The organism is Streptomyces hyderabadensis (assembly GCF_020404845.1).
Lineage (GTDB): Bacteria > Actinomycetota > Actinomycetes > Streptomycetales > Streptomycetaceae > Streptomyces > Streptomyces hyderabadensis.
In genome coordinates this window covers 1-12,830 of record NZ_JAIOJZ010000040.1, presented here as the reverse complement: position 1 = coordinate 12,830, position 12,830 = coordinate 1, and the positions used below count along the sequence as shown (strand labels likewise).

Below are 12,830 nucleotides of genomic sequence, written 5' to 3'. Positions count from 1 at the left end.
GTACGGTGGGCGGGCCGGGCCCGGTGACTGTCCGGGCTCAGACCACGACGGCCATCTCGGCGTTCTCCGCGTCCTTGGCGGAGACCCGGATCACCAGGACGGCGAGGACGAACGCGCCGAGCAGGACGAATCCGGTCACCAGGAACGCCGTTCCGTAGCCCTGGGCGAGCGAGTCGAAGACCGCCTTGCGGACCTCGGGCGGCATGTGTGCCGCGTCCGCCGGCCCGTAGCCCTCCGCCGACTCGGCGGCGGCCGCTCCCATCAGCTCGGTGAGCCGGTCCTTGGTGGCGCTGATCGCGACGGTCCCGAGGGCCGCGAGGCCCAGTGCGGCGCCGACCTGCTGGCCGGCGTTGAGGAGGGCGGAGGAGACACCGGCCTGGGCCTTGCGCACCCCGGCCACCGCCGCGAGGGTGAGCGGCACGAAGCACAGGCCCACACTGCATCCGGAGAGGATCAGCGGGCCGAGCAGATCGCTGCTGTAGGCGCCGTTCTCGCTGAGCCGCGAGAACCAGAAGAAGGCCACGGCCGCCAGCAGCGTCCCGGTGCCGAGCAGGATCCGCGGGCCCACGCGCCCCACCACCTGGCTGCTGATCGTCGCGAAGACGGCCGCGCCCACGGCGAACGGCAGGAAGGCGAAGCCGGTCTTGAGCGGGCTGAAGCCGAGCACGATCTGCATGAAGAGGGTGAGGAAGTAGAAGAGCACGATCATGCCGGCGCCGAGTGCCAGCATGATGGCGTACGCGCCGGTGCGGTTGCGGTTGCGGAAGATGCTCGGCGGCATGAGCGGGGAGTCGCTGCGGAACTCGATGACGACGAAGAGGGCGAGCAGTGCGGCGCCGACGGCCAGCGGCAGCACCGTGCCCGCGCTGCCCCAGTCGTCGGTGGCCGCGTGGATCAGCCCGTACACCAGCAGTGACATGCCGACGGTCGAGGTGACGGCACCGGGCAGGTCGAGGCGCCGCCCCTCGCTGGTGACCCGCTCGGCGGGGAACGCCTTGACCGCGGCCAGCAGCAGCAGAACGCCGATGGGGACGTTGACGAACAGCACCCAGCGCCAGCTCAGGGCGTCGGTGAAGACGCCGCCGAGGACGTTGCCGAGCGCGCCGCCCGCGCCGCCCATGGCCGCGTAGATGCCCATGGCCCGGTTGCGTTCGCCGCCCTCGGAGAACGTACTGGCGATCAGCGCCAGCGCGGCCGGGGCGACCAGCGCTCCGGCCACACCCTGCACGGCCCGGGCGGCGATCAGCCAGCCCTGGTTGGTCGCCATGCCGCCGAGCAGCGAGGCCGCCGTGAGCAGTCCGATGCCGAAGAGCAGGGTGCGGCGCTGACCGTACATGTCCGCGATCCGCCCGCCGAGCAGCAGCAGTCCGCCGAAGGCGAGCGCGTAGGCGTTGACCACCCATTCCAGGTTGGTCGCGGAGAAGTCGAGGGCTCCCTGGATGGACGGCAGCGCCACGTTCACGATCGACACGTCGAGGACGACCATGAGCTGGGCGACCGCGATGGCGGTCAGCGCCAGCCCCTTGCGGGAACCGGATCCCGCTGCGGCGCCGGCCTGCGGGGAAGCGGGCGGGGACGCGTGAGCCTGCCCCAGGGGTCGTTCGGACACCAGAATCTCCTGCCGGTGAGCAATGGGAAGGGGGGATGCGTGGACGGCCCGTCGTCCAGATACGGAACAACTTGCCCCACAACTACGGAACAGTATGTCCCGCGGCAATGTCCGGTGCAAGTTGTTCCACACGGCGGGAACCACGGCTCCGCCGGGCCTCCTGCCCGCGGCCAGCGGCCCACCTGTCCCCCTCCAGCGCGACGGCAGATCGTGAGGACCGCACGCGCAACCGACCACCCGGGAAGGAACTCCCCGATGACCCAGCCGTCGGCCACGCCCCGCCCCGCTGCCCCGCCCCCCTCGGCCGCTCCCCGCCTGGAGGACCTCGCACCGGGCGTCCACGCCTACATCCAGCCGGACGGGGGCTGGTGCCTGAACAACGCCGGCGTGCTGATCTCCGACGGCGCGGTGGCCGTGGTGGACACCGCCGCCACCGAACGGCGGGCCCGCGCCCTGCGCGCGGCCATCGCCTCCCGCACGCCCATGGAGGTGGACACGGTGATCACCACCCACCACCACGGGGACCACCACTTCGGCAACTCGGTGGTCGCCCCGCACGCCACCGTGGTGTCCCACGAGGTGACCCGGAACGAGATGGCCCGGCGCGGGCTGGCGATGCGGGAGGTCTGGCCGGCCACGCAGTGGGGCGACATCCGCCTCGCGCTGCCGACCCTGACGTTCCGCGACCGCGCCACGCTCCATGTCGGCGACCTGACGGCGGAGTTGATCCACGTCGGCCCGGCGCACACCACCAGCGACATCGTGGTCTGGCTCCCCGAACAGCGCGTCCTGTTCGCCGGGGACGTCCTGCTGCCCGGGTGCACCCCCTTCGTCCTGATGGGCTCGCTGAGCGGCACCCTGGAGGCGATCACGCGGCTGCGCGCCCTGGATCCCGCCGTCGTCGTGGGGGGCCACGGTCCGGTCGCGGGCCCGGAGGTGCTCGACGCCACCCGGGACTACCTGCTGTGGGTGCGCGACATCGCACGGGCGGGCCTGGCCGCCGGGGTGTCCCCGCTGCGGGCCGCCCTGGACACGGACCTCGGCCCGTACTCCGCACTGCGGGACCCCGAGCGCCTGGTGGCCAATCTGCACCGCGCCTACGCCGAGGAGTCGTCGCTGCCCCGGGACACCGAGATCCGTTCGGCCCCGGTCTTCGCGGAGATGGCGCAGTTCAACGGCGGCCGCCCCGTCGCCTGCTACGCCTAGCAGGCCCAGGAGCCGGCCCGGCGGCGGGCCGGGCCGCGGCGGAGGACCGCGCTGCCCGGCCCGCCCGGCCGGACGGGGGCACCCGCGTCAGCGGACGGTGCTCCGCTCGGTGAACTCCTTGGCGTGCCCCAGCGTCGCACGGCTGTTGGTGCCCAGCGCGTCCCGGACGAAGGCCCGGGCGTCGGCCACGGTGGTGTCCGGGCCCAGCAGGGTGACCTTGGCGGGGTCGATGACCACGGTGTGCCGGGCCACGGCCGTCGTCACCCCCTCCGACTCCTCCAGCAGCCACGCCCCGACGTGCGCGGTGAGCAGCGGGGGCAACCGGAGCTGCTTGTAGAAGATCCCGGAGGTTCCGCGGCTCACCCGCACCGACTCGGTGGTGTGCTGCGAGCCGTCCCTGGCGACGGTGTCCATCTCGAGGATCTGGATGTCCTCGTCCGGCTCCGTCAGCTTCACCCGGGACACGTGCGGAAGCCGGTCCTGCCACTGCTCGCCGCGCCACAGGAAGGCGTGCACGTCGGCGCCGGGCGCCTCGATGCGCACCCGGTCCTCGAAGGTGCACAGCAGCTCCCCCAGTTCCCCGGCGGATTCCGCGGTGGCCTTCATCCGGCTCAGCTCGGCCTCGCTGTTGCGGTCCAGCGCCCGGTTGATCCACTCCACGTGCTCGGGGGCGTCGTCCTGCGCCGTGAAGTCGTGGTGGAGGACGACCTCGCAGCTGCTCCGGGACAGCGGCCGTATCTGCCACTGTCCCCCCATCGACGTCGCCGGTGCCGTAGTCCTCTCCTGCCGGAAGCCGACCGTGAGCGCCTCCGGGTCGAGCCGGCGCCGGGACTGCCAGTGCTTCACCTCGTCGTTGGCCGTGGCCCAGATCCGCAGCGTCTCCTCGCCGTCGCCGAGCGGCGTCTGCTCGACGTGCACCGACGGCGGGAAGACGCGCGGCCAGTCGGCGGCGTCCGCGATGATTCCGTACACCGTCCGCGCGGGGGCCTCGACGGTGATCGTGTGCCGGGCGTGATGCGTCACTGCCATGGTGGGTCCGGCTCTCCTTCGGTCGGTCTGGACGGGGATGCGGTGGTCGGTACGGCCACACGGACCGTCCGTACGCGCATCAGTAGCTGCCGAGGCCGCCGCAGACGTTGATGGCCTGGGCGGTGATGGCGGCGGCGGCGGGGGCGACCAGGTGGGCGACCAGGGCGGCCACCTCCTGGGGGGCGGTGTAGCGGCCCAGCGGGATCTTGGCCTCGAACCGCTTGAGCACCTCTTCCTCGGCGATCTCCCAGTGGCCCGCGTATCCCTCACGCACCTTCTTGGCCATGGGCGTCTCCACATAGCCGGGGCAGACGGCGTTGACGGTGATGCCGGTCTTCGCCAGTTCCAGCCCGAGCGACTTGGTGAAGCCGACGACCGCGTGCTTGGAGGCGCTGTACGGCGCTCCCAGCATCACGCCCTGCTTGCCGCCCGTCGAGGCGATGTTGATGATCCGCCCGACGGACTTCGCGCTCATGCCGCCCGCGTTGAGCACCTCGCGGGTGACGCGGAAGACGCTGTTGAGGTTGGTCTCGACGACGTCGTTCCACAGCTCGTCGGAGATCTGGGCGGTCACCCCGCCGCCGCTGCGGCCCGCGTTGTTGACCAGGATGTCGATGGGCCCGAAGCGGTCGACGGCCGTCGCGACCGCTCGCGTGACGTCGTCCGCGGACCGTACGTCGGCGGCGAGGCCGTCGATCGTGAGGCCCGCCTCCGTCAGCTCCTTGACCGTCGCCGCCACGTCCTCGGCACTGCGTGCGGTGATGAAGACCTTGATGCCGTCCCTGCCCAGGGTCTCGGCCACCGCCCGGCCGATGCCCCGCGTGGCCCCCGTGACCAACGCGACCCGAGACTGCCCGTTCTGCGGCTCCGCCGTCATGACGCTCCCTCCTGACCTGCCGACACTGGCTGTACCCGGCCGAGCCTGGCGGGCGGCCCTGGAGGATGACTGAAGACCCGGGAGTGCGCACGGCACCCGGCGCGGCCGCCGCCGTCACCGCGCCGCCCCGCACCATTTGACGATGACCGGCTCTCCAGGTCCGGGTGCCAGGATCTGGCGCAGGACGAATCGACCGGGAGGACAGCATGGGCACGACTTCGCCCGCCCGCGACCACGCCGACGCGGAGGTGCCTGTCAGTTCGGGAACGCTCCGCAGTGTGCTGCGCGAGGTTCCGACCGCGGTCACCGTGGTCACGGCGACAACAGGGGACGGGCCTGCGGGTCTGACCGTGGGGTCGTTCGTGTCGGTGTCCCTGGAACCGCCGCTGGTCGGCATCTTCGTCGACGAGAAGTCGTCGAGCTGGCCGCAGATGACGCACGCGGCCACCTTCACCGTCAATGTCCTGTCGGGCGACCAGCAGGAGCTGTGCGCCCGGTTCGCGACCAGCGGCGGGGACAAGTTCGCCGGGCTGGCGCTGCGGACCTCTCCGCTGGGCAATCCCCTGCTGCCCGGCATCGCCGCCTGGCTGGACTGCCGGGTGGAGGAGATACGCAAGCTGGGGGACCACCACTTCGCACTGGCGCGGGTGGCCGGTCTGGGCACCGCGGCGACGGCGGCGACCACGTCGATCGTCTTCCACCGCGGCGCCCTGCACGCGATCCCCTGAGCCGCGGGCCCGGCGCCGGCCACGGCGGCCGGCCGCTCCCCCCGTGAAACGGCCCTCGCCCGCGACGACGGCCCGGAAGCGTTCTCGCTCCGGGCCGTCGTCGCGGGCGGGATGCGATTTCGCGCCGCGTGCCGGTCGTGGTGCTCACCGGCCCGGACTCAACGCCCGCACCGGCCGCCCGGTCGGCTTACCGGCCGGCCTTCGTGGGCACCGGAGCCGGCGGCGTCTCGGGCTGTGCGTCCACCTCGACGGGCGCCTGCGGCTCGGCGGACCTGCGGGGCATGAGTACGGCGACCACCAGGGCCGCAGAGCCGAGGACGACCGCGCCGAGCAGGCTGGTACCGGAGACGGCGTCGGAGAAGGCGGAGCCGACCGCGTCGGCCATCCGGTCCGAGCCCTGCGCCAGCTCCGCCGCCTGCTGCTTGAGCCGGGCGGCCTCCTCGGGCGACCCCGCCTGTACGGCCTGCTCGGCCAGTTGCCGTGCCTTCTCGTCGAAGGACTGGGCCACGGCGTTGCCCGCGGCGACCGAGTCCTTCGCGGCCTCCAGCGCCTCCGGCGGCACCTTGCTGCCCTCGGTCGCGTCGGTGAGGTTCGCGGCGTACGAGGAGGCGAGCGCCGAACCGAGTACCGCGATGCCGAGCGATCCGCCGAGTTCGAGCGAGGTGTCGTTGACGGCCCCGCCCACTCCGAGTTCCGACTCGGGGAAGGCACCCATGATCGTGTCCGTGCACGGGGACACGGCCAGGCCCAGGGAGACGCCGAGCAGGGCGAGCGGCGCCACGAAGTCCCCGTAGGCGGAGCCCGAGTCCACGCCGATGAGCAGGGCCAGGGCCGTCGTACCGCCCGCCATGCCCACCGTCACCATGACCCGGGCGCCCAGGCGCGGCGTCAGCACACCGGTCGTCGCGGCGCCCAGGAACACCCCGAGCGCCAGCGGCAGCATGCGGATGCCGGTCTCCAGCGGGTCGTAGTCGAGGACGAACTGGAAGTGCAGCGTGAGGAAGTAGAAGACGCCGAACACGGCGAGGAAGAACGCCGCGATGGCCAGGTTGGCCCCGGCGAAGGCGCGCTGGGCGAACTTGCGCACGTCGAGGATCGGGCGCGGGTGGCGCAACTCCCACCAGATGAACAGCAGCAGGCCGAGCGCGGCGATGCCCGCGGCGGTGAACGCCGAGGCGCCCCAGCCGAAGTGCGGGCCGTCGATGATCATGTAGATCAGGGCGCCGGACCAGACCACCGAGAGGGTGCCGCCGCCGTAGTCGATCCGGCCGCGGTCGCCGGCCTTGGACGGCGGCACCAGGACGTAGGCCGCCAGGATCGCCACGGCGCACACCGGGACGTTGATCAGGAAGGTGGACTCCCAGCCGTTGCTCTTGAGGAGCACACCGGCGATCAGCGGGCCGGCGGCGATGGAGAGCCCGGAGGTGGCCGCCCAGATGGTGATGGCCTTGGCCCGCTCCTCGCGCGGGAACGTCGCCGCGAGCAGCGAGAGCGTGGCGGGCATGATCATGGCGGCGCCGAATCCCATGACCGCGCGGACGACGATGACTTGGAAGGACGTGTCCGCGAAGGCGCCGGCCACCCCGCCCGCGGCCATGATCAGCAGCCCGAGCGCCAGCGACCCACGGCGGCCGTACTTGTCCCCGATGGCGCCGAGCAGCAGCATCAGCGCGGCGTACGGGACGGTGTACGCGTCGATGACCCACTGCAGGTCGGAGCTGGACAGATCGAGATCGCGGGTCATGTCCGGTGCCGCGACCGTCAGGGCGGTGTTCGCCATGACCGAGATCATCAGACTCAGGCAGAGCACCAGCAGCGCCCACCAGCGTCGGGCGTACGGCCCGCTCATGCGGTCGACCGGCTCGTTGACGATTAACGGCATGGGTCCCCCTCCGTTCTCTGTTCGGCCTGCGGCTGCCGGTCGGCAAGCGCAGAGCAGCACAACGCCAAGTTGCGCACATGTGTGAATGTAGCCGCACTTGCACACACCTGTAAAACTAGAAGGCATGCATCCACACGCGTCGAGCCTCAGAGCCGAGGCCAACCGCCGACACATCCTCGACGTCGCGCTCGCCGAACTGCTCCGCAGCCCGGACGCGTCCATCAACCAGATCGCCCTCGCGGCGGGCTTGTCACGGCGCACGGTCTACGGGCACTTCCCCAGCCGCGACGCACTGATCGCCGCGATCATCGGCGGGGCCATCGAGGCGGTGGAGCAGGCCCACACCGCGGGCCGCGAGGGGGTGACCGATCCGGCCGAGGCGCTGGCCCGCTCCCTCCTCGCGGTCTGGGAGGTGGTCGACCGCTACCGCCTGCTCCTCTCCCTCGCCCAGCAGAGCCTCACCATGGAAGGCATCCGCGACCGCCTCGGCGCCGTCCACGGGGCCGGCACCCAGCTCATCCAACGCGCCCTGGAGGAGGGGACGTTCTCCTCCCCGCTGCCGGCGGAGGGGCTGCGCTACGTGCTGGAAGGAGTGCTGTTCTCGGTGATGGAGGCCACCAACAACGGGCATGTGCGCCCCGAGGAGGCGGGCCGCGCCACGACGGTCACCCTGCTCTGCGCGGCGGGCATGCCGCACGCCCGCGCCGCCGAATTGGTGGCCAGGATCCTCGACGAGTGAAACACCGGGCCGCGGGGCGCCGCCGGGCCCCGCGGCACACCTCCCGCATTCGCCCCGGCCCATTCTCCCGGCGCCCCGGAGAATATCGGGACCGAGGGCACACCGTGCGCCCACTGTCCGCTCATCGCACGGTCTGCGGGCGCCCCTTGCGGCCCGGGAAACCTTTAGGATTGATTTCCCCCTCACCAACTTTGCGCTGCCGTGCGCGTCGTTCACCACACCACTGAGCCGATCTCAGGCAAGCGGGGAGTCCTGATGTGGTTTCGTATGCTTGGCCCTCTCGAAGTCGTCGCGGACGGACGGCCCATACCGCTGGGCGGAACCAAGCAAAGAGCCACACTGGCCTACTTGCTGCTCAACGCGAATCGCGTGGTGACCACCTCCGAACTCCTCAATGCATTGTGGACGGAAGGCGACGCCCCGACGACGGCGCGTAAAATCCTGCAGAATTCCATCTGGGGGCTGCGCCGCGCATTCGCGGCCCATCAGACCGGGCACCTTTCCGAAACCCTGGTGACGAAGGCGCCCGGATACATGATCCGGCTCGATCCCGGCCAGGTCGACCTCCATGTGTTCCACCGGCTGGTCGACGAGGGGCGGCTGGCCCTGCGGTCGGGATCGCCGGACCAGGCGTCGCGGACCCTCCGGGAGGCGTTGGACCTGTGGCGGGGCCAGGCCCTCACCGACCTCGCGGAAGCGGGGTTCCGCTGGCCCCAGCTCGCCGCCGCGGAGAACACGCGGCTCGACGCGCTCGAGGACTACGCCGAGGCCGAACTGCTCTGCGGACGGCACCAGTCGGTGCTCGCCGCACTGGAGTCGGTGGTCGAGTCCGAGCCGCTGCGCGAGCGCATGTGCGGCCAACTCATGCTGGCGCTCTACCGCTGCGGCCGCCAGGCGGACGCCCTGGACGTGTACAGCCGGCTGCGGGCCTCGCTGATCGACAACCTGGGCCTGGAGCCGGGGCGCGAACTGCAGTCCCTCCAGCAGGCCATACTGAACCACGACAGCGGGCTGTACCCGGCCGGTCCGGCAGCGTCCGCCGAGGGCGGCGAAGGCGTCCGCGCGCACGGAACCGCGCCCACGGACCGGCACCCGGCCGAGGCGGCCGAGCCGGGCGAGCCGGGCGAGCCGGGCGAGCCGGGCGAGCCGGGCGGACCGGAGGCCGACCTCCTCGTCCCGGTGGAGCAGCCGACCGGCGTACCGGCGTCCGCCGGGCTCGTCTCCCCGCCACAGCCGTCTCCCCCGGCCCTCCCGGCTCACCCGACTCCCTCGTCGCTGCCGCCGGCCGGGGAGCGCCGCGTCGTGAGCGTGCTGCTCCTCAGGCTGGACTTCGGGCCGGCGCCGGCCGATTCGGCGCCGGACGGGACGGACGACCTGCGCGACGGCACGGCCGACCGCGTCCGCAGCCTCGTCACCGCGTTCGACGGGGTGGTCATCGGCTCGCTCGGCGCCACCCACCTCGCGGTCTTCGACGCCCGTGACTCGGGCGGCAACCACGCGTGGTCCGCCGTGCGTGCCGCCATGGCGATCCGGGACGAGCTCCACGCCGACGATTCGTCCGCCCCGTTCCCCCGGCCCGCCCGCATGCGGGGCGGGCCGGCCCTGCACGCCGCGGTGGCCAGCGGCGAGGCCCGCCTGCGGTACGACGGGAGCGGGTGCACCGAGACCGGATGGACCGTCGACGGCGACCCGCTCGACGAGAGCCAGTTCCTGCTGCAGCACGCCGGGGCCGGCGAGATACTCGCCTGCGGGACGACGCACCGGATGACCGCTTCCGCCGTCCACTACGACCGCGCGGGCGACGACACGCACGCGTGGCGGGCCACCGAGGAACGCACCCGCTTCCCGGGGGCCCAGCTCGGGCTCGCCGACCGGGAGGTCGAGCTGGACGTCCTGGAAGCGCTGTGGCACCGGGTGCGCCATCACGGCACGCCCCATGTCGTCACCCTCTTCGGCGGCCCGGACACCGGGAAGAGCCGACTGCTCGAGGAGTTCGAGCGGCGTCTCCTCAACCAGGCGATCCCGCCCCGCTTCCTCTCCTACTCCCCGCCCCACCAGCCACCGGGACAGGGATGGGGCATCGCCCGGTCGCTCCGGGACCGGCCGGAGCCCCCGTTCGTCCCGCACGGGACCGAGGCCCCCATGGCCCGGCTGGCGGACCTGCTCGACCCGGGGGTGTCGTCCGGCGGCCCGGCGGAGCCGCGTCCGCTCGTGATAGCCATCGACGACCTGCACCTGACCGACGAGTCACTGCTGGACTACGTGGGCAACGTGTGCGCAGGCGCGGCCAGCGGCCCGGTCTTCTTCGTCACGACGGCCCGACCGGAACTCTTCCGCAGGCGGCCGGACTGGGGCCGCGGCACATCGCTCGTCACGGCCCTTTCCCTGGACCCTCCGGCCCTGTACCGAGGGAACATCCTGCGCGACGCCCGCCCGGGCACGCCCGACGCTCCGGGCCCGGTGGACTGACCGCGTCGGCCCGGATGAGCAGGGGTGGAACGGCGGGTGGGGCGCGCAGCCGTACGGGGGTGGGACGGCTGCGCGCCGGCTTTCGGGGTCACACCGCGAGAAGACCCGGATCAGCGCTGCCGCGCCTCGCTCAGGACCTTCTGGCTCACGCCGTCACCGCTCACCGCCGCGTCCAGCACGTCGATGAGCCGGGCGATCTGCGCGTCCCGCACGGAGAGCGCGCGGGAGACGCCCCAGACACCGCCCGCGACGAGCACGAGAGCCGCCGCCGCGAACCGCCAGTCCTCAAAGCTCTTCAGCATCGTCACCCCGGGTCTCGACTATGGACAGTACAAGTTCTACTCAGTAATATTCTTACCACTGACTTAACTTACGGGCTATAACAAATCATAGCCCAGCTATCGTGTCAACGGCTACGACTGCGAGGAAGAAGCAATGGCCCAGCAAACGTCAAGCTCCTGGGTGAAACGGCGCCGGCAGGCCACACTTCTTGAAATCCGCTCCACCGCGCGCCAGTTGCTGCGCAAGCACGGCCCGACCGGAGTGACCATCAATGCCGTGGCACGGGAGATGGGCATGAGCGGCCCGGCCGTGTACCGCTACTACGTCAGTCATGACGCCCTGGTCGAAGCGATCATCACCGACTTCTACCAGGAACTGACCTCGACGATGCTGGCGGCGCGCGACACCTGTCCGCCCGAGCATCCCGGCCGGAGACTGCTGCTGACCTGCCGGGCGATGCGCGCATGGGCCCTCGACCACCCCAGCGAGTTCAGCTGGATGTTCGCCAGCCCCGTGATGTCTGCGGCCAAGGCGGACGAGGAGTCGCCCCGGCAGCGGGCGGGGCAGCAGTTCGAGAGCGTCTTCCTCGACCAGCTCGCGGCGGTGTGGCAGCAGGCCCCTTATCCGGTGCCGGCCTTCACGGACCTGTCACCGTCCATCCAGCAGCAGATGACCGACTACTCCGCCCGGACGAACAGCAGCCTGCCGCCCGAGGCCCTGCACCTGTTCCTGTCGAGCTGGATCAAGCTCTACGGCCTGCTGTGCATGGAGATCCTCCACCAGCTCGACTTCGCCTACACCGACCTCGAACCGGTATTCGAGGAAGACCTCTACGAGCTGTGCACCATGCACAATCTGACGTACGAGCCCCCGGCGGAGTGACACTCGGCCCCGCAGCCCAGGCACTCCCCTCGCCCCGTCGGCGACAGGCAGCGACGGGTCAGCGAGACAGCAGCGCCTCCCGCACCACTGCCGCGACCTGCGGCACCTGGTCCTGGAGATAGAAGTGGCCGCCCGGGAAGACGTGCAGCCGGGTGTCGGCCGAGGTGAGGCCCCGCCACTGTGCCGCCTCCCGGGGTGAGACGATCGGGTCCGCCTCTCCGGTCAGCACCGTGACCGGGCAGTCCAGCGAGGCGCCGGGGGTCATGCGGTAACTCGCCAGGGCCCGGTAGTCGGCCCGTACCACCGGCATGATCAGCGAGAGCATCTCGGGGTCGTTCAGGATTTCCTCGCCGACGCCCCCCAGCCGGCGCAGCTCGGTCAGCAGTTCGTCGTCCCCGCGGAGCAGGTCGCCGGGGCGCGGTCCCGCGGACGGAGCGGCACGACCGGAGGCGAACAGGTGCGTGAGGTCCTTCGACGACCGTCCCCCGCGCAGCGCCACTGCCGCTTCGAAGGCCACGAGCGCGCCCATGCTGTGACCGAGGAACGCGCTGGGACGCCCGTCCGACAGCAGCGCGCCCAGCTCCTCGCCGACGGCCGCGGCCATCCGGCCGATGTCCTCGACCGGCTGCTCGCGGTGACGGTCCTGGCGGCCCGGATACTGCACCCCCAGCACCTCGATGTCCGGGGCCAGCGCCCGCGCCAGTCCCGCGAAGAAGGTGACGGCGCCGCCCGCGTGCGGGAAGCACACCAGCCGGACGTCCCCCGGGCCCTTCGCCCCCATCCGTCGTATCCAGTGGCCAGTGCCCATCGGTCCGTGCCCTCTTCCCGTTGTGGTGTTCCGTCGTCCCGCGCGGCTCCCGCGCTCCGCGGGTGTGCAAGCGGCAGTCGGCCGGCCCGTCCGTGCGGGCCGGCCGACTGCCGCCGTACCGGCTACTCGGCTCCGTCGATCAGCGCGAAGAGTTCCTCGTCGCTGGCGGAGTCGAGGTCGTCGGTGGCGTCCGGGTCCTCGTTCGGACCGGCGCCGGTCAGCTCCAGGAGCCGCTGGAGCTGTTCGGTGACCTGCCGTCGCAGCACGTCGTCGTCACCGACGTCCCGGATGCGCTCCTCCAGCCCTCCCAGTGTGGTGA

Annotated in this window: 12 protein-coding genes; 5 read left to right on the top strand and 7 right to left on the bottom strand. The window is 71.9% G+C overall.

Annotation, left to right across the window (positions count from 1 at the left end):
- Positions 1-37 precede the first annotated feature (37 nt).
- Positions 38-1,609 carry a DHA2 family efflux MFS transporter permease subunit gene (locus K7854_RS26435; RefSeq protein WP_226029037.1) on the bottom strand — a complete coding sequence of 524 codons (1,572 nt, stop codon included), beginning with the start codon at positions 1,607-1,609 and terminating at the stop codon, positions 38-40.
- Between the two features lie 255 nt (positions 1,610-1,864).
- Here K7854_RS26435 and K7854_RS26430 point away from each other — a divergent pair, with 255 nt between their 5' ends.
- Positions 1,865-2,815 carry an MBL fold metallo-hydrolase gene (locus K7854_RS26430; protein WP_226029036.1) on the top strand — a complete coding sequence of 317 codons (951 nt, stop codon included), beginning with the start codon at positions 1,865-1,867 and terminating at the stop codon, positions 2,813-2,815.
- 87 nt (positions 2,816-2,902) lie between these two features.
- Here the strand turns inward: K7854_RS26430 and K7854_RS26425 are convergent, their stop codons facing one another.
- A complete protein-coding gene (locus K7854_RS26425) occupies positions 2,903-3,844 on the bottom strand; it encodes an aromatase/cyclase (RefSeq protein ID WP_226029035.1) in 942 nt (313 codons plus the stop codon).
- Positions 3,845-3,923: 79 nt separating this feature from the next.
- Positions 3,924-4,721 carry an SDR family NAD(P)-dependent oxidoreductase gene (locus K7854_RS26420; RefSeq protein ID WP_226029034.1) on the bottom strand — a complete coding sequence of 266 codons (798 nt, stop codon included), beginning with the start codon at positions 4,719-4,721 and terminating at the stop codon, positions 3,924-3,926.
- Between the two features lie 206 nt (positions 4,722-4,927).
- Between K7854_RS26420 and K7854_RS26415 the strand changes: the two genes are divergently transcribed.
- Positions 4,928-5,449 (top strand): flavin reductase family protein, encoded by a 522-nt coding sequence (locus tag K7854_RS26415; RefSeq protein ID WP_226029033.1) that lies wholly within the window; start codon positions 4,928-4,930, stop codon positions 5,447-5,449.
- 187 nt (positions 5,450-5,636) lie between these two features.
- On the opposite strand, the gene K7854_RS26410 is transcribed toward K7854_RS26415, so the two are convergent.
- Positions 5,637-7,331 carry an MFS transporter gene (locus K7854_RS26410; protein WP_226029032.1) on the bottom strand — a complete coding sequence of 565 codons (1,695 nt, stop codon included), beginning with the start codon at positions 7,329-7,331 and terminating at the stop codon, positions 5,637-5,639.
- Positions 7,332-7,455: 124 nt separating this feature from the next.
- On the opposite strand from K7854_RS26410, the gene K7854_RS26405 reads away from it, so the two are divergent.
- Positions 7,456-8,070 (top strand): TetR/AcrR family transcriptional regulator, encoded by a 615-nt coding sequence (locus K7854_RS26405; protein ID WP_226029031.1) that lies wholly within the window; start codon positions 7,456-7,458, stop codon positions 8,068-8,070.
- 534 nt (positions 8,071-8,604) lie between these two features.
- Positions 8,605-10,539: a BTAD domain-containing putative transcriptional regulator gene (locus tag K7854_RS26400; RefSeq protein ID WP_264087766.1), complete on the top strand. Its 1,935-nt coding sequence runs from the start codon at positions 8,605-8,607 to the stop codon at positions 10,537-10,539.
- 110 nt (positions 10,540-10,649) lie between these two features.
- On the opposite strand, the gene K7854_RS26395 is transcribed toward K7854_RS26400, so the two are convergent.
- The gene (locus tag K7854_RS26395) at positions 10,650-10,841 is read right to left on the bottom strand and encodes a hypothetical protein (RefSeq protein ID WP_226029030.1); all 192 of its coding nucleotides are present in this window, start codon (positions 10,839-10,841) and stop codon (positions 10,650-10,652) included.
- Positions 10,842-10,974: 133 nt separating this feature from the next.
- On the opposite strand from K7854_RS26395, the gene K7854_RS26390 reads away from it, so the two are divergent.
- On the top strand, positions 10,975-11,703 hold the full coding sequence (locus tag K7854_RS26390) for a TetR/AcrR family transcriptional regulator (RefSeq protein WP_226029029.1): 729 nt from the start codon (positions 10,975-10,977) through the stop codon (positions 11,701-11,703).
- 58 nt (positions 11,704-11,761) lie between these two features.
- Here K7854_RS26390 and K7854_RS26385 read toward each other — a convergent pair whose 3' ends face one another.
- On the bottom strand, positions 11,762-12,484 hold the full coding sequence (locus tag K7854_RS26385) for a thioesterase II family protein (RefSeq protein ID WP_226029028.1): 723 nt from the start codon (positions 12,482-12,484) through the stop codon (positions 11,762-11,764).
- A 149-nt stretch (positions 12,485-12,633) separates the two neighbouring features.
- The coding region (locus K7854_RS26380) for a hypothetical protein (RefSeq protein ID WP_226029027.1) at positions 12,634-12,830 on the bottom strand (197 nt) is incomplete at its 5' end.

What these genes read in the sequence shown, in the direction of transcription:
- K7854_RS26430 (WP_226029036.1), top strand. Translation starts at nt 1,865, where the DNA reads ATGACCCAGCCGTCGGCCACGCCCCGCCCCGCTGCCCCGCCCCCCTCG.
- K7854_RS26425 (WP_226029035.1), bottom strand. Translation starts at nt 3,844, where the DNA reads ATGGCAGTGACGCATCACGCCCGGCACACGATCACCGTCGAGGCCCCC.
- K7854_RS26420 (WP_226029034.1), bottom strand. Translation starts at nt 4,721, where the DNA reads ATGACGGCGGAGCCGCAGAACGGGCAGTCTCGGGTCGCGTTGGTCACG.
- K7854_RS26415 (WP_226029033.1), top strand. Translation starts at nt 4,928, where the DNA reads ATGGGCACGACTTCGCCCGCCCGCGACCACGCCGACGCGGAGGTGCCT.
- K7854_RS26410 (WP_226029032.1), bottom strand. Translation starts at nt 7,331, where the DNA reads ATGCCGTTAATCGTCAACGAGCCGGTCGACCGCATGAGCGGGCCGTAC.
- K7854_RS26405 (WP_226029031.1), top strand. Translation starts at nt 7,456, where the DNA reads ATGCATCCACACGCGTCGAGCCTCAGAGCCGAGGCCAACCGCCGACAC.
- K7854_RS26400 (WP_264087766.1), top strand. Translation starts at nt 8,605, where the DNA reads ATGATCCGGCTCGATCCCGGCCAGGTCGACCTCCATGTGTTCCACCGG.
- K7854_RS26395 (WP_226029030.1), bottom strand. Translation starts at nt 10,841, where the DNA reads ATGCTGAAGAGCTTTGAGGACTGGCGGTTCGCGGCGGCGGCTCTCGTG.
- K7854_RS26390 (WP_226029029.1), top strand. Translation starts at nt 10,975, where the DNA reads ATGGCCCAGCAAACGTCAAGCTCCTGGGTGAAACGGCGCCGGCAGGCC.
- K7854_RS26385 (WP_226029028.1), bottom strand. Translation starts at nt 12,484, where the DNA reads ATGGGGGCGAAGGGCCCGGGGGACGTCCGGCTGGTGTGCTTCCCGCAC.